We start from the raw sequence: 18,185 nt of genomic DNA, 5'->3' as shown, positions 1-18,185 counted from the left end.
CCCGGCCGGACGCGGGCGGCGGTTTCGGTCGGCAGGCTTGACCGAGTGCGCGCTTTGTCCGTCGAGGGCCACTCTGCTGCTCAATTCCGTGCAGGGCTGCGGCGGCGAGCGCGGGATGATCGTCCTTCGCGGACCGTGGTGGTGGTCCGGGCGGCGTTCCAGAAGGGGAGTTCGGGGTGCGGGACCTGACCGACCGGCAGATGGCGGCGATGGTGGAGCAAGCGATCGGCCAGTGCTGTGACCGCATAGGTTCGCCGGGTTGGTGGTCGTGGCGGTTGGATGTGGGATGGGGTCCGATCCGACCGCTGGAGGTGCGGTGGCCGAGCCTGTCCGTGTGCGCAGACTTACTGATCAGGGGGGCAGAAGCTCCAGCGGATCGTGCGTCGGGGCAGCACCAGTTCGGTGCGGTATCGGCGCGCAATGGTGCTGCTGGCTTCGGCCGGCGGCAACCGCGTTCCGGTGATCGCCCAGCTGGTGCAGGCCGATGAGGACACCGTCCGGGATGTGATCCACCGATTCAACGAGATCGGCCTGGCTTGCTTGGACCCTCGGTGGGCGGGAGGCCGTCCCCGCCAACTCAGCTCTGACGACGAGGACTTCGTCGTCCAGACGGCCACCACTCGCCCCACCAAGCTCGGCCAGCCTTTCACTCGGTGGTCACTGCGCAAGCTCGTCGCCTGCCTGTGGAGAGTCCACGGCCGGATCATCCGCATCGGCCGCGAGACCTTACGCGGCTTGCTCGCCCGCCGCGGTGTCACCTTCCAGCGCACCAAGACATGGAAGGAATCCCCCGGCCCGGACCGCGAGGCGAAGCTGGACCGGATCGAGGAGGTCCTTGACCGCTTCCCCGACCGGGTGTTCACCGTCGACGAGTGCGGACCGCTCGGAATCCGGCCCACCGCGGGCTCGGGCTGGGCCGAACGAAGACATCCCGACCGGGTGCCGGCCACGTACCACCGCACGCACGGGGTGCGCTACTTCCACGGCTGCTACTCGGTCGGTGACGACCGCCTGTGGGGCGTCAACCATCGCAGGAAAGGTGCCGCGAACACGCTGGCCGCACTGAAGTCGATCCGCGCAGCCAGGCCCGACGGCGCCCCGGTCTACGTGATCCTGGACAACCTGTCCGCCCACAAAGGCGCCGACATCCGCCGCTGGGTGAAGAAACACAAGGTCAAGTTGTGCTTCACCCCGACCTACGCCTCGTGGGCGAACCCCATCGAGGCGCACTTCGGACCGCTGCGGCAGTACACCATCGCCAACTCCCACCACCCCAACCACACCGTGCAGAAACGGGCCAGCCCTGCACGCCTACCTGCGCTGGCGCAACGCCGACGCCCGCCACCCGGGCGTCTTAGCCGCCGAACGCAAGGAACGCGCCCGTATCCACAGCGAGAATGGCATCGGCTGGGGCGGACGCCCACTCACGACAGCAGCCTGAACAACTCGGCGAACTGACGGGGTGGCAGCACCCGGTCACATCTGTCAGGGGCAGTCCAGGGTTGTGATCAGGGTGATCACTGATGGGCGACGACGGCTGCACGCAGCAGAGTTGGCGTTGTCAGCAAGGGCCATCAACGCCATGGAGGACAAACTTCAATGCGTATCCGCCTCGCCGCCACCCTCGCCCTGGCCACCACTCTCACCGCCGGCGCTGCCCTGCCCACAGCCGCCGCCACGCCTGCTTCCAGTGCCCCTGCTTCCGCGAACCCCACCGTCCAGGACATCCTCGACCACCTGCCCGACGACGTCGTTGCGGGCGCGCTGATCAGACGGGACGGCGTGGGCGCCACCGCCGGCCCGGTCACCGCTGACGACTATGTCCGGATCGGCAGCGTCACCAAAGCGTTCACCAACACGGTGGTGCTCCAACTCGTCGCGGAACATCGGATCGGCCTGGACACACCGGCGCGGAAGTACGTCCCCCAGGTGCTGCCCGAGGAGTACAACCGCGTCACCGTGCGCCAGCTCCTCGACCACACGAGCGGCCTGCCCAAGCCCGCCCCGACCCCTGGCCCAACCGACGGACCCGGATGGCAGCTCAAATCTGTGACGCCCGAAGACCTCCTGCGCGAATCGTTCGCCGCAGCCACCGACGCACCGCCCGCACCCGGCTCCGAGCAGCAGTACAACGGACTCAACTCCTTCGTCCTCGGCCTGATCGTCGAGAAGGTCACCGGCCACTCCTTCAGCAACGAACTGCGGCGCAGGATCATTTGGCCGCTGCATCTGAGGCACACCAACCTGCCCGCCGCCGACGACCCGACGATCCCCTCGCCCCACGCGGAGGTGTACCTCGATGGGCAGGACGTGACCGAGCAGAGCCCGTACCCGTGGGCCGAGGGAGGCATGGTCTCCACCGCCGCCGACCTGGACCGCTTCATCACCGCACTGTTCCGGGGCAACCTGCTCCCACCCACCCAGCAGAAGCTGGTATTCGAGGTACCGAAGGTGAAAAGCGCCGCCGACAACACGAACTGCGTTGGCCAGACGGCCTGTTACAGCATCGGCGGACTTCTGCGCTACCAGCTCCCAGGTGGCGAGTACGTGTGGGGCAAGACCGGTTCCCGCCCCGGCTGGGACAACGGGCTCTTCGCCACCCGCGACCTCCGACACCGCGTGGTGTACTCCCTGAACCCGACTGGGGCCGGCAATGACCTCCCGTGCATCAAGGCGATCGTCAACGCCGCGCTCGCCGACTGACAGCTGGACCTCCCATCCAGTCCTGTGCATGGCGACCAGCGACCAACGCCCGGGCAATCCGGCGAACCAATGCGGTCACAGCACTAGAAGTACGCGCTCGGTGCCCACATGGCGGACACGTGCTTCGACGCACTCGACGAACAGACTGTCGTCGTGCCCGGCACCCTCAACATCGTCGCTCCCTCCCCCGCCGCCATCCACACCCATCGCCGGACCCCGGAAACCAGATCAACGCAGTGCCGGGGCCCATCCCAAGGAGCCCGGTCCGAATGTCGATGCCCGGCGTTCGGCGTCAGGACCGCCACCGTCCCCCTGGCCACCGTCGGCGGGGGCACCAGCTTCCCCAGAGGCGGAAACGGACACATCAAAAGCGCCACGTTCCTCTCCGCCTTCGCCAGCATGAACGTCGACACGGCCTCCGGCGCCCATTACGACCGCCGGCAAGGCCGCGGAAAACCCATATCCAGGCCCTTCTCCGCCTCACCCGCCAACACATCAGCGTCCTGTTCGCAACACTCCGCGACGGCGCCTTCCACAAACCCCGCACCCCCGCCGAAGCCACCGCCGCACGTCCAAGACTCAGACCGATGCCGTCGACTTGACGGAGGGAACAGAGGCTCTGCGGGCCGCGCCCACCACACTCGCCGCGTACTCCGACGCTCGACGGCAGTGCCGCCTTGGCCCCCACGCTCGGGTCATCGCGGGGCTCAAAAAGTAAGCCGTCCAACTACGGCTCTTTGGCGAACTTCACGTCCAGTCCGCACGGCGCATCCGGGTCGTCCGTCGCGCACAATGCCTTTCCGCCATCCACCACCGCCAGGTCAATACGGCAGTTCTCGGCCGCGCCATCGAATGAAAGACCAATCCAGGAGCCAGATTTGGCGGCCTTGTCCGAGATATCAGTATTCCTGCTTGCCGCTACGTAGAAAGCCCAGCCACCTTTGGAGGGTTTTCCGGAGCACATCTCATCGGCAAGGTTCTTCGAATCGAGACCGTTGGCGGTAAACGTTCGATCGGCGGCAAAAGTGAACTTCTCGCCGTGCGGTCCCATCCAGTCCCCGGTGATGTGATCTGCCGTGACCTTGGTCGTCGGCTGGCTCTCCGCACACGCGGTGAGAAGGAGAAGTGGCGCCAGGGCGGTAAGTGTTCTCAGGGCGGTACGGTGCACCAGGCCACTATAACGACGGGGCGGTATGAAGCCTGACTCAGCTCCGTACCGCCCCATTGTTCGCCAACTCGGGAAGATTCCGGCTAGTTCAGCCAGTCCGAGGTATTGACGCACTGATTTACCGGCCACTTCTCCTCCCAGTTGAAGTCTTCCTTCACTGCCGCGCCGAAGGTGTCCGCGAAATGCGGGTTCCAGGAGCGCGGCACCTTATGCGTGGCGGACTGCCAGTCGGAGGTGTTGTACGCGTGGAACTCAAGCGTCACGGTGCCGGTCTTCTTGTTGATCGACTTGATGCTCGCCTCGCCGGACCAGGTGCCCAGGAACGCGTCAGCCCGGTTGTTGGTGCCGATCGCCCCGTTGGTGGCGATGCTCGGTGTGCATCGTGACGTTGCAGGTCACAGGTCTGATGTGCGCGGGGTTCTCGATACTCGTGCCGGTCGCGGGAAGATGACCGTGCCGGGTGTCAAGGCGACCGCCCCAATCCAGCGCAAGCTCGCCCGGCACGGAGTGAAGGCCGGCAAGCGCTGCCTCGACAAGAACGCCTTCACCATCAACTTCGCCAGAAGCAGTGCGCGACCTCGAAGACCGGTCGCCGCATGCTAGTCCTGCGGCCCAGGGCACTCCGCGAAAACCTTGCCCGGCCCGCGCCGAACAGAAGACAGACACCTGGAAGAACACGTACGCCCCACGCGCCGGAGTCGAGGGCACCGCCAATCAGGCCCTGAACATCACCGGCATCCGCCGGGCCCGCGACGGCGGCCTGCCGAAAGGCCAGCTCCAACACGCCTTCTCCGCCGTCGCACTCAACGCGATCAGGCTCGACGCCCAACGGAATAGCGCAGCAGACCCCGACAGGTCCGCAGGTCTCGGGTAGTGTCCCCCGGGCAGCTGCCGCAGGACTTCGAGAGCGCTGCCATCTGTCGGGATCGGGATCGGTACGGAGGGCACTTCATGACCATACTTGTCCGGTACCTGACACTACTTGCCCTGGCGGCCTCCCTCCTGCTCCCGTCCACCGGAACCGCCTCGGCGGCACAAGCAGCCCCCGCCACGCCCACCGCCGCCACCGCGGGTTCCTGGCAACCACCCCTGTCCACGCGCGGGCGCTACATCGTCGACGCGAACGGCAACCGCTTCCGGCTGAAGTCCGCCAACTGGGACGGCGCCCAGGGCTCCTGGACCGGAAGCGGCAGCACGGCCGACAGTGCCGATCACCACGCCGGGCAGATCTCCTACGGCATCCCTCTGGGCCTGGACCGCGTGCCCCTGGCTCAACTGATGGCCGACTTCCACCAGTTGGGCATCAACAGCATCCGGCTGCCGTTCTCCAACGCGATGATCCACGACACCACCGCCGTACCGGACGCCGCCGTGGCGGCCAACCCGCAGTTGCGCGGCCGAACTCCGCTTCAGGTATTCGACGCCGTGGTCTCCGCGCTGACCTCGGCCGACTTCGCCGTCATCCTCAACAACCACACCAACACGTCCCGTTGGTGCTGCGGGATCGACGGCAACGAGCGGTGGAACAGCAGCCAGTCGACCCAACAGTGGGCGGACGACTGGGTGTTCATGGCTCGCCGCTACGCCGCCGACCCCCGTGTCGTGGGTGCCGACCTCTACAACGAGGTACGCCGTGACGTCTGGGACGACCCCAACTGGGGCGGCGGCGACGCACACGACTGGTACGCCGCCGCCCAACTCGCCGCTGATCGTATCCTCACCGAGGCGAACCCGAACCTGCTCATCGTCATCGAGGGCATCAACTGGACCGGCCTGCCCATCGACGGATTCGCCCACGGCCGCCCCCTGCTCACCCCCGCACGCACCCTGTCGCACACCCTGGTGACCGCCCACAAACTCGTCTACTCGGCCCACTTCTACGGCTACACCGGCCCCAACCACAGCGGCGCCACCGGCATCGGCGAGACCAGTGACCCCCGCTACCAGGACCTCAGTCGCGACGCACTGTTCCAGGCCCTGTACGACGAGGCGTTCTTCGTCTCCCAGGACACCGGCAAGCACTACACCGCCCCCGTGTGGATCAGCGAGTTCGGCATCGGAGCGGGCGAGACCGGCACCGCGGCGCGCACCTGGTTCGGCAACGTCACCGACTACTTCGCCGACCACGACGCCGACTTCGCCTACTGGCCACTGGTCGGCTGGCAGGGCCACGACGACTGGGCCCTGCTGCGCTACGACACGGACGGCACCCGGCACGGCCTCCTGGACGACACGGACTGGCGCACCGCCGGATGGCAGCGGCTGATGTCCACCGCCTCGCTCAGCGGTCCCGTCGCCCCCGTCCCCGCCTGGCAGATGCTCGCCACCGACCACGGCGACTACGTGCAGTCGGTACGGGTGCGCGCCACCGGCGACTGGGACCAGGGCGCCGCCAAGGCGGCCTGCCCGGACGGGCTGCGGCTGATCGGTCTCGGTCACACCTCGGGCCGAGGACTGTGCACGGACGTCACCGCGGGCAACCTGCGTGCAGCGGACGGCGCCCAGTCGGTCGTCACCGACGAACGCAACGTCCCCCAGGGCGGAGACTGGGCCTCCGGATACACCAAACTCCAGTGCGCCCAGGGCCAGTTCCTCATCGGCTACAGCCACCGGGGCACAGCGACGTCGGCGGCCCTGTGCGCTCCGGCCGGTACCGCCCTGGCGGGCACGGGACGCACGGTGTGGTTCGACCGCTCCGACAACCGGCCCACCGACGCCGCCGGCGGCGACTTCGCCACCGGCGACTACAAGGGCCAGTGCGCCAACGACGAGTACGCCGCGGGCATCGCCTACACCACCCGCACCGGCAGCTCACCGGGCCCAGCGGCGCTGCTGTGCCGCGCACTGGCCAACTGACCCGCGCAGGAGGGACGCCGCCGGGTGGGCCGGCGGACGGTGATCAGCGGGTGGCCGGTGCCGCGTCCGGCATCGGGCTCGAAGTCGGATGGGCCCCGTGTGGGGGTGGTCCGGGCGAATCGGGCGGCGATCACGGCCGCTCGGCCCGGCGGGCGCGGCGGGCGGAGGTCGACGATGGGTCCGGCGCCGCCTACGGCGTGCATGTGGGCCGACTGATCAGCCCGCGCCTGCGAGAGCGCGCGAGTCGTGCCTTCCGTCTTCGGCTGCTCGACGGTCCCGTCCTGTGTCACTCCAGCGAGATCGCGGCCGCGATGATGATGAAAGCGGTGGCCGCGATCCCGGCGTCCGCCGGATTCGCTGTCGAGGACGCGAAGGACGAGTACCGCTCTCACCAGTTGCGGGTGACCGTCGGGCCCGCACAAGCGGTACCCGTGGGGGCCTTGCGTGACGACGAAGTGACCGTGCCGGGCCGGCAGGCAGCCGGCCCTCGCGACGGCACCGACTGACTTGCGGCGTCCGGCGCACGCACCCCGAGGCTCTGTTGCCGCCGTGTCTCCACACGTTCCGGCCCGCGTGCCGCGCGGCCCCGGTACCCCGTTCCCGGTGCCCGGCATCACCCCTGGCATTGCATCAAGCTCAAGATCTTCCCCGACCCCGGTCCGTTGAGCACCTGATCACGGTCGCGGCCGGCGGCGGCACATCGCACACCGGTTTCACCACCTCCGAGACCCCTGAGAACGCCCTGAAACCGCGCTGAATGGGGTCGCAGTCACGCTGTGCGGCATGACGACGACGGCCCCGCCAGGGGCGGCGGCCAGGGAGGGGATCACCATGAACAGCCTGCGACTGATCCGTCGGCACGCGGTGGCCTTCGGGCGCTTCGCCGGGCTGGGCAGCGGGCTCACCCTGGCGGCCTCTGCAGTGCTGGTCCTGCTCTCGCAGTGGATTCCGTGGACGGCGGCGAACGCGCTGACCACCGTCGCCTCCACCGTGGTTGCCACCGAGCTGCACGCCCGCGTCTCGTTCCGCCACGGACGGCCCGGTCTGGCCGGCCACTTGAAGAGCGCCGCCACCATGGCCGTCGGCTGGCTGGTCACGTCCGCCGCGGTCGGCGCGCTGGCCGCGCTCCGCCCCGGGGCCGGACTCGTCCTGCAGCAGTCGGTGTACTTGTCGGCCACCGCGCTCGTGGGGATCGGCCGCTATCTCGTGCTGCGGCTGGCTGTGTTCGCCGAGGGAACTCCCCCGTCCGGGACCCGCAGCGACGTCCGGTTGCGGGCCGTCTACGACGCGGCTGCGTAAGCGCTCGGCCGTGCTCCACGCAGGTACCCCAAGAGATCAACAACCTGGGCAGGACGTACCGCCCGCCGGCATGTGACGTCACGCAAATGAGACCGACCAGAGACAAGGGTCTGCTCAGGAGGTTCTCCTTCCGGGCCGGCCCTTCGTCGGCCGGCACGGGAGTCGGTGGGGGATGCCTCAGTTCGCTTTCGATGCGGACCGTTTGGTGTTCTTGCTCCTGCTGGTGCGCGTGCTGCTTCGGCCGGGCTCGGCGGGCGCCTTCTTGGCGCTTCTGGCCTTCTTCGTGGCTGCGACCGTTCGCGACGGCGTCTTGCGGGGCGGCGTGGTCGGCCACTTGAACTCGATCTCCAGCTCGATCTCCCCGTTGCCGATCTCGACCTCCGTCTCGGTGCGCATGTCGTCGGGGATCCGCAGGCTGAGCGTTCCGAGGCCGAGTTCCAGATCGACGTCCCCGCCTTCCCTCAGTGCGGCTGCTAGTGCCGTGAGTTGGTCAGCGGCCTCAAAGCGCGACAGAGAGCGCTTCTGCTCGAACTTCAGGTCCTTCATGGGTGTCTCCCCTTCGGAAGAGAAGAGTCGATTACGCCCATTCTGAGGCCATGCGCGAGATCGGACATCCTCACGGTCGGGCGCTCGGAGCTTCTCTCCGGCGCCGACGGACCATGCGCCCCCCGCGCGCGAGGCCCGGAAGAGTTCTACGGTGGAGAGGAATCCCTCTTTCGCGGAACTCGGTTCCTTCCGCCTGTTGTCTCTCGGGGTCGAATCTCACCAGGAGGGCATACGGCATGTCCACTTCATCGGAAACACCTGTCCTTGACACCCTCGCCGCCATGACGGTCGACTCGATCGAGCGATGCGGGATGCCCCCGGACCTGCTCATCCTCACGCGTATCGCCGCGCTCGCCGCCTCGGACGCCCCGCCGATCTCGTACGTGGCGCACATCGACCCCGCCCTCAAGACCGGCCTGACCGCCGACCAGTTGCAGGACGTCCTGGTCGCCATCGCGCCCATCGTGGGCACCGCCCGCGTCATGACCGCAGCCGGCAACATCGCCACGGCTCTCGGCATCGCCATTGCCGTCGCAGACACCGAGATCGAGTCCCAGGGCTGAGAACCGGCTCCGCCCGCCATCGGTGATCGCCTCGGCCTCGCGATCCAGCGTGACACCTCGCTCCGCTCAGCGTCACCCACGCCGAGACCACTCGGACACCTGGATCGCGAAGCCACACTGAGGTACTAGTTCAAGCTGACCGCGTCCCCGGCCGACGCCTTCAACGAGGTGGTCGTGGTGCCGGGGAAGTACCAGCGCCAGCTGCCCGCCGAGGTCACGGTCACCTTGGTGGTCAGCTGGCCGACGTTACCCGTCGTGACGGTCTTGACCGTGGCGTAGTGGGCGGCGCCCTTCTTCCTGAACTGGAGTTTGACCTGCTGCCCGGGGAACCCGTGGTACTTGCGGTCCTCCCAGTTGGCCCGTGACAGCTTGCCGGTCACGGTCACCTTGGCGTTCTTGGCGACCTTCTCAGGTGCGATCACCGTGGTGAGCTGTGCGGCCCGCTTGACCTTGTACTCGGCGATGTGGTCGGAGATCCAGTAGTCGCCGTCGTTCGCCTTGACGGTGGCGTTGACCTGCCAGACGCCGGCGACCTTGTTGGAGTCGATGTCGTCGCTGTCGGCGATCCAGGCCGGGTCGATCGTCAGCGTGGCCCGGCACACCGAGGTCGTCGCGCTCTTCTTCGTGCAGGACGAGTCGTCGTTCCAGGTCGCGAAGGTGTAGCCGCTGGACTTGTTGAAGGTGCTGACGTGCGTGAGCCCCTTCACCCCCGAGTTGTCCTTGACGGTGATGTCGACCGGGTAGCGGATCGACTTCGCCGTGCCCACGATGACGTTGCCGCCGCCGTTGACGACGGTCTTCACCACCCGGACATCGCCTCGCCCCTCCGCGTGCGCCCCGGTCGCCGTCACCAGCACCAGGGCCGCGGCCCCACCGGCCGCGGCCCAGGCCGTTCTGCCTCTCATGATCCTCCCCTTGTCGTGTGCGTGCCAGGAGAGGCTACGTGATCAGGCCCTTTCCGCGGTGTTCGGTTTAAAGGCCGCGGTCGGCCCGCCCGGACAGGCCTCACAGACCCGACAGATCCGAGGCCGCCCACACAGTTCACCGGCGACCGCAAGCGCCCCCAGAGCGGTGCGCGTGCAAAGCCGAGGTCAGGTCGGAAGTTCGCGTCCACCCTGACGGTCCGTCACGAAATAACCGTGTTAACTCGGCGCGCACCCCCTTGCCAAGCCGAGATAGTACGTGCTCGGATTATCTCTGTCGGGCGGCACCCTACCGCCCCGAATCCGCTGCTCAACCGATGCACCGCGGGGTCGATGCGCCCTGCCTCCGCTCCCCTTCCCCCTCCACTCTCCCCCTGTTCGCTCTCCCTCCCGTCGCCGTGCCCGGAGCGTGCCTGCGCCATGTCCGCAGCCCGCCGAAGAGCCCGGTCGGCACCCCTCGGCGAAACCTGGAGAAGCCCGTGTTCGATCTTTCGTCCGTCGACCTGCTCGACGCCTTCACCCGTGAACTGCGGCTGTGCAAGCTGCGCAGCGACGAGCATGTCGTGGTGCTGTCCGAGCCCGGCAGTCGCGGCGACTACGTCGCGGCCGCGTTCGGCGCCGCCAAGGCCTGCGGGGCGCACGTCATCTCCGCGACCGTGCCGGGCGGCAGCCCCGCGCCGATGCCCAGCACCCACACCGGCGCCGGTCCGGGGCTGGTCTCCGTCCTCAACGACAGCACCGCGCAGGACCTGCTCAAGTCGGCCGACCTGGTCGTCGACCTGACCCGCGAGGGGTTCATCCACGCGCCGGTCCAGCAGGAGATCCTGCGCGCCGGCACCCGCATCATCTTCGTCTGCGACGCCCCCGACGTGCTGATCCGCAACCTCCCCAAGGAGGGCGACAAGGCGGAGGTGCTGGAGGGCGTCGGCCTGCTCAAGCGGTCGTCCGTCATGCGGGTCACCTCGGACGCCGGAACCGACCTCACCGTCCAACTCGCCGGTTCCAAGCCGGAGTTCCAGTGCGGCTTCGCCGACGACCCGGGCCGCTGGGACCACTGGCCCAGCACGATGGTGCTGTGCTGGCCGGAGATCTCCGACGGGCAGATCGTGCTCGCCGAGGGCGACATCCTGCTGCCCTTCAAGGAGTACGTCCGCTCCCCCGTCACCCTGCAGATCGCCGGCGGGCACATCGAGAAGGTGTCCGGCGGCGCCGAGGCCGAACTGCTGTCGACCTTCTTCGAGGACGCCCGGGACCAGTGGGCGCGCAGCCTCTCCCACATGGGGTGGGGTCTGATGCGTACCGCCGACTGGTTCGCCACGGCGATGTACGGCAAGGACGACCTGATGGGCATGGACGCCCGCGCCTTCGCCGGCAACTTCCTCTGGTCGACGGGTCCGCACCCGGTCCTCGGCCGTGAGTCGTACGCCCACCTCGACATCGCGATGCGCGGCTGCACCGTGACGGTCGACGACATCGAGGTCGTCACCGACGGGAAACTCACCGAGCGCTGACCGCGCCGGCCCTCTCCCACGAGCCCAACCACCGAACCACCCGTACCCGCACGCGAGTTGGAGGAAGTGTGGCGCCCAGCCAGTCGTACGAAGTCACCGTCGTCGGAGGAGGTCTCGGCGGGCTCACCACCGCGTTGGCACTGCGGCAGCGTGGTCTGCGGGTCACCGTCCTGGAGCAGGCGTCCGAGCTCGGCGAGGCCGGGGCGGGCATCCAGACGGCGCCCAACGCGAGCCGGGTGCTGATGGGGCTCGGACTGCGGCGGCAGATGGAGGCCATCCGCACCGAGCCGCTCGATCAGGTGCGGCGGCGGTGGCAGGACGGCCGCATCGTCGGGCTGACCTCACTGGGACAACGCGTCAAGGACCAGTTCAACGCCCCCTACTGGCACTACCACCGGGCCGATCTCCATCGCATCCTGCTGGACGCCTGCGTCGACCCCGCCGGTCCCGGCCCCGTCGTCCGGGTGCACACCGGGAGCAAGGTCGTCGACCTGGACCGCACCGACCCCGAACGTCCCGTCGCGGTCACTGAGGACGGGTGCCGGCACGTCGGCGACGCGCTCATCGGCGCCGACGGCATCCGCTCTCGGACGCGTGATCTGATGGGCGCCCCCGACACCCTGCTGTTCTCCGGCGAGATGGCCTACCGGGCTCTGATCCCAGGGGAGTTGATCGCCGCCGACCCGGCGACGCGCTGGCTCGTGGACCGGTTCCAGAGCACCATCTGGTACGGACCCGACCGGCACCTCGTGCACTACATGATCCGCGGCGGCGAGTACCTCAACGTCGTGGCGTGTGTGCCCTGCACGGACGAGGTCGCCGCGAAGTGGAGTGTGTCCGCGACCGCGCAGGACCTCGTGGACGCGTTCCCCGGCTGGGACGACCGGGTCCCGGCCATGCTGTCGAAGGCGAAGGAGGACGTCTCCGCCTTCGCGCTCCACCACCGGCGCCGCGACCCGGTGTGGACGGACGGCCGGGTCGCCCTCCTCGGCGACGCCTGCCACGCGATGCTCCCCTACCAGGCGCAGGGCGCCTCGCAGGCCATGGAGGACGCCGCCGTACTGGCCGAGGAACTCGGCGCGGTCACGGCGGCCGGCGTCGAGGGAGCACTGCGTCGCTACGTCGACCGTCGTGCCAAGCACGCCGGCATGGTGCAGGACGCCTCCCTGCGCAACAAGACCTTCTACCACCTGCCCGACGGCCCCGAACAGCGGGCCAGGGACAAGAAGTTGAGGAACTTCGACGGGGAGTCGGACCTGTCCTACGACTGGCTGTGGTCGGGCACCCCGCTCAACGACCCGGATCTCGGCGCGTTCTCGTACCAGTTCGCCCGCTGAGCCCTTCCCTCTTTCCCCCCGCACTTTCCCCTCAAGAACGTCAACGCGACCCCGTGGAGCGAACGTGAAAACAGGCGATCAGATCGTTCAGGAACTGCCCTGGAGATGGTCCGTCCAGGGAAAGATCTTCATCATCGGTGGCCTCGGCTACCTCTTCGACGCGTACGACATCGCCCTCAACGGCTTCCTGATGCCGCTCGTGGGCGAGCACTTCGGCCTCTCGCTGAGCGAACGCGGGTACGTCGCCACCGCCAACCTCGTCGGCATGGCCGTAGGTGCCATCGCCTGGGGCTCGGTCGCGGACCGCATCGGCCGGAAGAAGGCCTTCAGCGTCACGCTGCTGGTCTTCGCCCTCTTCTCCGTCCTCGGCGCGCTCTCGCCCACGTACCCGGTCTTCCTCGCGCTGCGCTTCCTCGCGGGCATCGGCCTCGGCGGCTGCATACCGGTGGACTACGCGCTGGTGAGCGAGTTCTCGCCGCGCAAGTACCGGGGCCGGGTGCTGACCGGGCTCGATGTGTGGTGGCCGGGGGGCGTCACGCTGTGCGGGTTCGTGTCGACGGCGATGCTGTCGCTCGACGGGAACTGGCGGTGGATGCTGACGACGATGGTCCTGCCCGCGCTGCTGCTCTTCTGGGCGCGCCGAGGCATCCCGGAGTCGCCCGTCTACCTGGCGAAGAAGGGCCGCGAGACGGAGGCCAGGCAGGTCATCGACGACCTGGTCGCCCGTACCGGCGCGCCGGCCGTGCTGTACACGATCCCGGAGCCCGTCGCCGAGACCGGTCCGCGCGGAGTGGCCGCCGCGGCGGAACAGCTGCGCCGCGTATGGAAGTTCAGCCCGCGCATCACCTCCGCGGCCTGGGCGTTGTTCGCCACCATCATGCTGGTCTACTACGCGGCCCTGAGCTGGATGCCGACGATCCTCAAGGACGAGGGTCTCGGTGACACGGCGGCTTTCATGAAGACCACCCTGATGAGCGGTGTCGGAATCGTCGGTGTGCTGGTGTCCACGGCGCTCGTCGACATCGTCGGCCGCAAGTGGCTGATCGGGGTCTCGGCTCCGGTCGCGTCCGCCGCGCTGGTCGTGTTCGCGCTGGTGATGAAGATGCCGACCGGGTCCGTCGTGGCGATCGCCGTCTTCGGCTTCCTGATCCAGCTCACGGTTCCCGTCCTGTACGCCTACGCCTCGGAGCTGTACCCCACCGAACTGCGGGCCAGCGGCTTCGGCTGGGCCTCCTCGGTCAGCCGGGCGCTCACCGGATTCGCCCCGTTGCTGTTCGGTTCGCTCATGTGGCCCGCGCTGGGGCTGGCGACGACCTTCGCGGTCCTGGGGGTCGCGGTGCTGCTGGCCGTCGTGTGGATGGCGTTCGCGGCGCCGGAGACGAAGGGCCGGGTCCTGGACGCCGACGAGGAGGAGACGCCGACGGCCCGCGCACCTCTGGGCATCGCCGAGCAGGCGGCGCTCTGAGCCGACCCCGGCCCTCCCGGGCCGCCCAGTCACCTTACGGAGGACCATGAAGCCCGCTCCCTTCCAGTACCACAGGGCCCGCGACGTCGACGGTGCCGCGCGACTGCTTGCCGAACTCGGCGAGGACGCCAAGGTCATCGCCGGCGGACAGAGTCTCGTCGCGATGATGAACTACCGGCTGGCCCGGCCGGGGCACCTCGTCGACATAGCCGGCCTGCGGGAACTGGACCGGATGCACCGGGACGCCGACGGCGCGCTGCGCATCGGGGCGCTCACCACCCACCACACGGTGGAGAGCGACCCGGCCGGGGTACTGGAGGCGGGCTTCGAGGTCCTGAACAGGGCCATGACCTGGATCGGGCACCTCCCGATCCGTACCCGTGGCACGGTGGGCGGCAGCATGGCGCACGGCGACGCCACCGCCGAGTGGTGCCTGCTCGCGGTGACGCTCGGCGCGGAGTTCGTGGCACGCGGGCCGCGGGGAGAGCGCACGATCGCCGCCGGGGACTTCTTCCTCGGCTACTACACGACGGCCCTCGACCCGGACGAGATCCTCGTCGAGATCGTCTTCCCGCGTCCCGCGCCGCACGCCGCGCTCACCGAATTCGCCGAGCGGCGCGGGGACTTCGCCCTGGTGGCCGCCGCCGTCGACCTCGATGTGGCGGACGGCGAGGTGCGCTCCGGGCGGGTCGCGCTCGGCGGGGTGGCATCCGCGGCCGTCCGAGTGCCGGAGGCGGAGGCCGTGCTGGCGGACGGCGGTTCGTTCGCGGCCTGTGCGTCGGCCGCGGCGCAGGCCGTGGAGCCGCCCGCGGACGCGTCCGGCAGCACCCACTACCGCAGGCAACTCGTCCGGACCCTGGTCCGCCGCGCCTGCGAGGAGGCCGTGTCCTCATGAGCGATGTCCCCATGAACGAACGGAAGTTGGTCGGCAGGGCCGTTCGCCGCCGCGAGGATCCCCGACTGCTCACCGGGCGCGGCCGGTTCGTCGACGACATCGCCCTGCCCGGCATGCTGCACGCCCAGTTCGTGCGCAGCACCGTCGCCCACGCGGAGCTGGCCTCGGTGGACGTGTCGGCGGTCCTCCAAATCCCGGGCGTCGTCGCGGCGTTCACGGCCGAGGACCTGGAGCTGGGCGACATCGTCGCCCAACTGGGGCGCCCGCTCTCGGAGTTCGTACCGACCGCCATGCCGGTCCTGGCCCGCGACAAGGTCCGCTACGTCGGTGAGCCGATCGCGATCGTCGTGGCCCGCGACGCGTACGCGGCGGAGGACGGCCTGGAGGCGGCGAAGATCTCGTACATCTCGCTGCCCCCGGTCATGTCCGAGGAGGCGGCGTTCGCGGCCGACGCCCCCCTCGTCCACGCCGAGGCCGCGCACAACACCCTGGTGGACGTCTCGCTGTTCGCGACGGACGGCATCGACGGGATCTTCGCGTCCGCGCCCTGTGTCGTCGAGGTCGACACCAGGACCGGACGGCAGAACGCCCTGCCGCTGGAGACCCGGGGCGCCGTGGCCCACTGGGACGACCGCGAGGAACAGCTCGTCCTGCACACCTGCACCCAGATCCCGCACCAGGTACGGACGGTGGCGTCCCGCTGTCTGCGTCTCGACGAGCGCGCCGTGCGGGTCGTGGTGCCCGACATGGGCGGCGGGTTCGGCCAGAAGTGCGTGGTCGGCCGCGAGGAGATCGCCGCCGCGGCAGCGGCCCTACGACTGCGCCGGCCGGTGAAGTGGATCGAGGACCGCAAGGACGCCCTGACCGCCTCCTTCCTCGCCCGCGAACAGCACTACCGGGCTCGCGCGGCCTTCGACGCCGACGGCAGGATCCTCGCGCTCGACACGGACGTGGTCTGCGACATGGGCGCCTACTCCTGCTACCCCTTCACGGCGGGCATCGAGCCGCTGATGGCGTCCGCCGAGATGCCCGGCGTCTACAAGGTGCCCGCCTACCGGGTGCGGGGCCGTGCGGTCACCACCAACAAGGCCCCCACCGGGCCGTATCGCGGGGTGAGCCGGCCCCAGTACGTCATGGTCATGGAGCGGCTCTTCGAGCGCGCCGCCCGTGAACTGGCCCTGGATCCGGTCGAGATCCGCCGCCGCAACGTCATCACCGACTTCCCGTACACGGGCGTCAACAACATCACCTACGACCCGGGCTCCTACCTGGAGTCGCTCAACCTCTGCGAACTGCTCGTGCGGGCGGAGGGCTGGTACGAGAAGCAGGCAGCGGCTGCGGCCGAGGGCCGGCACCTCGGCATCGGCTACTCGTGCTTCAGCGAGCGCACCGGCTACGGCTCGGCGGCCTTCGCGCAGCGCAAGATGAAGGTGGTGCCCGGCTTCGACATCTCCGAAGTACGGATGGACACCAGCGGCACGGTCACCTTCACCACCGGCACCATGAACCACGGACAGAGCCACGAGACGACGATGGCACAGATCGTCGCCGACGAACTCGCCCTGGACATCGCCAAGGTGAGGCTCCATCAGGGCGACACCGACCGCATCACCTACGGCTTCGGCACCTTCGCCAGCCGTTCCATCACCATCGGCGGCAGCGCCGTACGCCTGGCCGCCGCGAAACTCGGCGACAAGCTGCGCGCGATCGCCGCCGCCCGCTGGGAAATCACCCCTGGCGAGGTGGAGTTGACGTCCGGCGCGGCCCGTCGCCGTAACGCCTCCGACGTCCTCACCTACGAGCAGATCGCCGACATCGCCTATCTCCAGGCCCACTTGCTGCCCAAGGACATCGAGCCGGGCCTGTCGGTCACCGCCACCTTCGACGTCTTCAACGACGGCACCTTCTCCAACGCCACCCACGGCTGCGTCGTCGAACTCCACGCGGACACAGGGCAGGTGGAGATCCTGCGGTACGTGTGTGTCGAGGACTGCGGGGTCGCCGTCAACCCGCAGGTCGTGGAGGGGCAGTGCCGTGGGGGCATCGCGCAGGGCATCGCCGGTGCGCTGTTCGAGCAGGTGACGTACGACGCCCAGGGCGAACCGTCGGCGACCGGCTTCATGGACTACAAGGTGCCCACCGCGCACGAGATCCCGGACGTGCTGATCCACCATCTGGAGACGCCCTGCGCGTTCACGGAGACGGGCGCGAAGGGGGCCGGCGAGGGCGGCACGATCGGGGCACCCGCCGCCGTCCTCAACGCCGTCAACGACGCGCTGCGCCCGACCGGCGTCGAACTCGACCACACACCGATCACCCCCGAGACCGTGCACCGCGCCCTGAACGGCGCTCCGAGCCTGGAGTTGTCCTCATGAACACCGACCCCGTGGTGACACATCCGCCGCTCCAGCTCATCGCCCTCGACGTCAACGGCGAGCAGCACGAAGTGATCACCGAGCCCCGCCGCACCCTCGTCGACGTACTCCGCCACGACCTCCGGCTGACCGGTACGCACGTCGGCTGCGAGCACGGCATCTGCGGCGCCTGCACGGTGCTGGTCGACGAGCGGCCCGTCCGCGCCTGCCTGATGTTCGCGGCCCAGGCCGAAGGAGCCCGGATCCGCACGGTCGAGTCGCTGTCGGACAGTGAGGGCGGCTTGAACGATCTGCAACGGGCGTTCACCGAGCACCACGCGTTGCAGTGCGGGTTCTGTACGCCCGGTTTCCTGATGCTCGCCGACGGGTTCCTCGCCGAACGGCCGGAGGCGACCAAGGAGGAGATCCGCGAAGTGGTGGCTTCGAACCTGTGCCGGTGCACCGGCTACCAGACCATTGTCGAGGCGATCGACGCCTGCGCGACGGCCCGACGCGGGGCCTGCGCCACCCCCTGTGACGTGCCTGCCGACAAGGAGCACTGACC

General features: G+C 69.0%; 17 protein-coding genes and 2 pseudogenes. 15 read left to right on the top strand and 4 right to left on the bottom strand.

The window, feature by feature from the left end:
- Positions 1 to 316 precede the first annotated feature (316 nt).
- The 3 genes and pseudogenes from ACIBJH_RS40445 to ACIBJH_RS40435 all read left to right on the top strand — a co-directional run.
- Positions 317 to 1,441 (top strand): annotated as a pseudogene (locus tag ACIBJH_RS40445) (IS630 family transposase).
- Positions 1,442 to 1,599: 158 nt separating this feature from the next.
- A complete protein-coding gene (locus ACIBJH_RS40440) occupies positions 1,600 to 2,703 on the top strand; it encodes a serine hydrolase domain-containing protein (RefSeq protein WP_399121935.1) in 1,104 nt (367 codons plus the stop codon).
- Positions 2,704 to 2,799: 96 nt separating this feature from the next.
- Positions 2,800 to 3,305: pseudogene (locus ACIBJH_RS40435) on the top strand (IS110 family transposase); the annotation flags it as partial.
- Positions 3,306 to 3,430: 125 nt separating this feature from the next.
- On the opposite strand, the gene ACIBJH_RS40430 reads toward ACIBJH_RS40435, so the two are convergent.
- Both ACIBJH_RS40430 and ACIBJH_RS40425 read right to left on the bottom strand, forming a co-directional pair.
- A complete protein-coding gene (locus ACIBJH_RS40430; RefSeq protein WP_399121934.1) occupies positions 3,431 to 3,871 on the bottom strand; it encodes a hypothetical protein in 441 nt (146 codons plus the stop codon).
- 83 nt (positions 3,872 to 3,954) lie between these two features.
- Positions 3,955 to 4,134 carry a hypothetical protein gene (locus ACIBJH_RS40425; RefSeq protein WP_399121933.1) on the bottom strand — a complete coding sequence of 60 codons (180 nt, stop codon included), beginning with the start codon at positions 4,132 to 4,134 and terminating at the stop codon, positions 3,955 to 3,957.
- Between the two features lie 13 nt (positions 4,135 to 4,147).
- Between ACIBJH_RS40425 and ACIBJH_RS40420 the strand changes: the two genes are divergently transcribed.
- The 5 genes from ACIBJH_RS40420 to ACIBJH_RS40400 all read left to right on the top strand — a co-directional run bounded on the left by ACIBJH_RS40420 (position 4,148) and on the right by ACIBJH_RS40400 (position 8,026).
- Complete coding sequence (locus tag ACIBJH_RS40420; protein ID WP_399121996.1) at positions 4,148 to 4,474, top strand: hypothetical protein; 327 nt, start codon at positions 4,148 to 4,150, stop codon at positions 4,472 to 4,474.
- Positions 4,440 to 4,745 carry a transposase gene (locus ACIBJH_RS40415; RefSeq protein ID WP_399121932.1) on the top strand — a complete coding sequence of 102 codons (306 nt, stop codon included), beginning with the start codon at positions 4,440 to 4,442 and terminating at the stop codon, positions 4,743 to 4,745. The genes ACIBJH_RS40420 and ACIBJH_RS40415 overlap by 35 nt, the downstream gene beginning before the upstream one ends.
- Positions 4,746 to 4,822: 77 nt before the next feature.
- Positions 4,823 to 6,727 (top strand): glycoside hydrolase family 5 protein, encoded by a 1,905-nt coding sequence (locus ACIBJH_RS40410; protein WP_399121931.1) that lies wholly within the window; start codon positions 4,823 to 4,825, stop codon positions 6,725 to 6,727.
- Between the two features lie 50 nt (positions 6,728 to 6,777).
- Complete coding sequence (locus ACIBJH_RS40405) at positions 6,778 to 7,233, top strand: hypothetical protein (protein WP_399121930.1); 456 nt, start codon at positions 6,778 to 6,780, stop codon at positions 7,231 to 7,233.
- 277 nt (positions 7,234 to 7,510) lie between these two features.
- Positions 7,511 to 8,026 carry a hypothetical protein gene (locus tag ACIBJH_RS40400; RefSeq protein ID WP_399121929.1) on the top strand — a complete coding sequence of 172 codons (516 nt, stop codon included), beginning with the start codon at positions 7,511 to 7,513 and terminating at the stop codon, positions 8,024 to 8,026.
- Positions 8,027 to 8,203: 177 nt separating this feature from the next.
- Here ACIBJH_RS40400 and ACIBJH_RS40395 read toward each other — a convergent pair whose 3' ends face one another.
- On the bottom strand, positions 8,204 to 8,572 hold the full coding sequence (locus ACIBJH_RS40395; RefSeq protein WP_399121927.1) for an amphi-Trp domain-containing protein: 369 nt from the start codon (positions 8,570 to 8,572) through the stop codon (positions 8,204 to 8,206).
- A 236-nt stretch (positions 8,573 to 8,808) separates the two neighbouring features.
- On the opposite strand from ACIBJH_RS40395, the gene ACIBJH_RS40390 reads away from it, so the two are divergent.
- A complete protein-coding gene (locus tag ACIBJH_RS40390; protein ID WP_399121926.1) occupies positions 8,809 to 9,135 on the top strand; it encodes a carboxymuconolactone decarboxylase family protein in 327 nt (108 codons plus the stop codon).
- 125 nt (positions 9,136 to 9,260) lie between these two features.
- On the opposite strand, the gene ACIBJH_RS40385 is transcribed toward ACIBJH_RS40390, so the two are convergent.
- The gene (locus ACIBJH_RS40385; RefSeq protein WP_399121925.1) at positions 9,261 to 10,040 is read right to left on the bottom strand and encodes a hypothetical protein; all 780 of its coding nucleotides are present in this window, start codon (positions 10,038 to 10,040) and stop codon (positions 9,261 to 9,263) included.
- Positions 10,041 to 10,537: 497 nt separating this feature from the next.
- Here ACIBJH_RS40385 and ACIBJH_RS40380 point away from each other — a divergent pair, with 497 nt between their 5' ends.
- The 6 genes from ACIBJH_RS40380 (at position 10,538) to ACIBJH_RS40355 (ending at position 18,183) form a co-directional block, all read left to right on the top strand.
- The gene (locus tag ACIBJH_RS40380; protein ID WP_399121924.1) at positions 10,538 to 11,569 is read left to right on the top strand and encodes a hypothetical protein; all 1,032 of its coding nucleotides are present in this window, start codon (positions 10,538 to 10,540) and stop codon (positions 11,567 to 11,569) included.
- A 68-nt stretch (positions 11,570 to 11,637) separates the two neighbouring features.
- On the top strand, positions 11,638 to 12,906 hold the full coding sequence (locus tag ACIBJH_RS40375; protein ID WP_399121923.1) for an FAD-dependent oxidoreductase: 1,269 nt from the start codon (positions 11,638 to 11,640) through the stop codon (positions 12,904 to 12,906).
- Between the two features lie 64 nt (positions 12,907 to 12,970).
- On the top strand, positions 12,971 to 14,371 hold the full coding sequence (locus ACIBJH_RS40370; protein ID WP_399121922.1) for an MFS transporter: 1,401 nt from the start codon (positions 12,971 to 12,973) through the stop codon (positions 14,369 to 14,371).
- A 46-nt stretch (positions 14,372 to 14,417) separates the two neighbouring features.
- Positions 14,418 to 15,266, top strand: coding sequence for an FAD binding domain-containing protein (locus ACIBJH_RS40365; protein WP_399121921.1), 849 nt, complete (start codon positions 14,418 to 14,420; stop codon positions 15,264 to 15,266).
- Positions 15,263 to 17,641, top strand: coding sequence for a xanthine dehydrogenase family protein molybdopterin-binding subunit (locus tag ACIBJH_RS40360; RefSeq protein ID WP_399121920.1), 2,379 nt, complete (start codon positions 15,263 to 15,265; stop codon positions 17,639 to 17,641). The genes ACIBJH_RS40365 and ACIBJH_RS40360 overlap by 4 nt, the downstream gene beginning before the upstream one ends.
- Positions 17,638 to 18,183, top strand: a complete 546-nt coding sequence (locus ACIBJH_RS40355; protein WP_399121919.1) for a (2Fe-2S)-binding protein — start codon at positions 17,638 to 17,640, stop codon at positions 18,181 to 18,183. Before ACIBJH_RS40360 ends, ACIBJH_RS40355 begins: the two co-directional genes overlap by 4 nt.
- Positions 18,184 to 18,185: the final 2 nt, after the last annotated feature.

It is taken from the genome of Streptomyces sp. NPDC050548, assembly GCF_044457385.1.
Lineage (GTDB): Bacteria > Actinomycetota > Actinomycetes > Streptomycetales > Streptomycetaceae > Streptomyces.
This window is presented reverse-complemented; position numbering and strand designations above follow the sequence as displayed.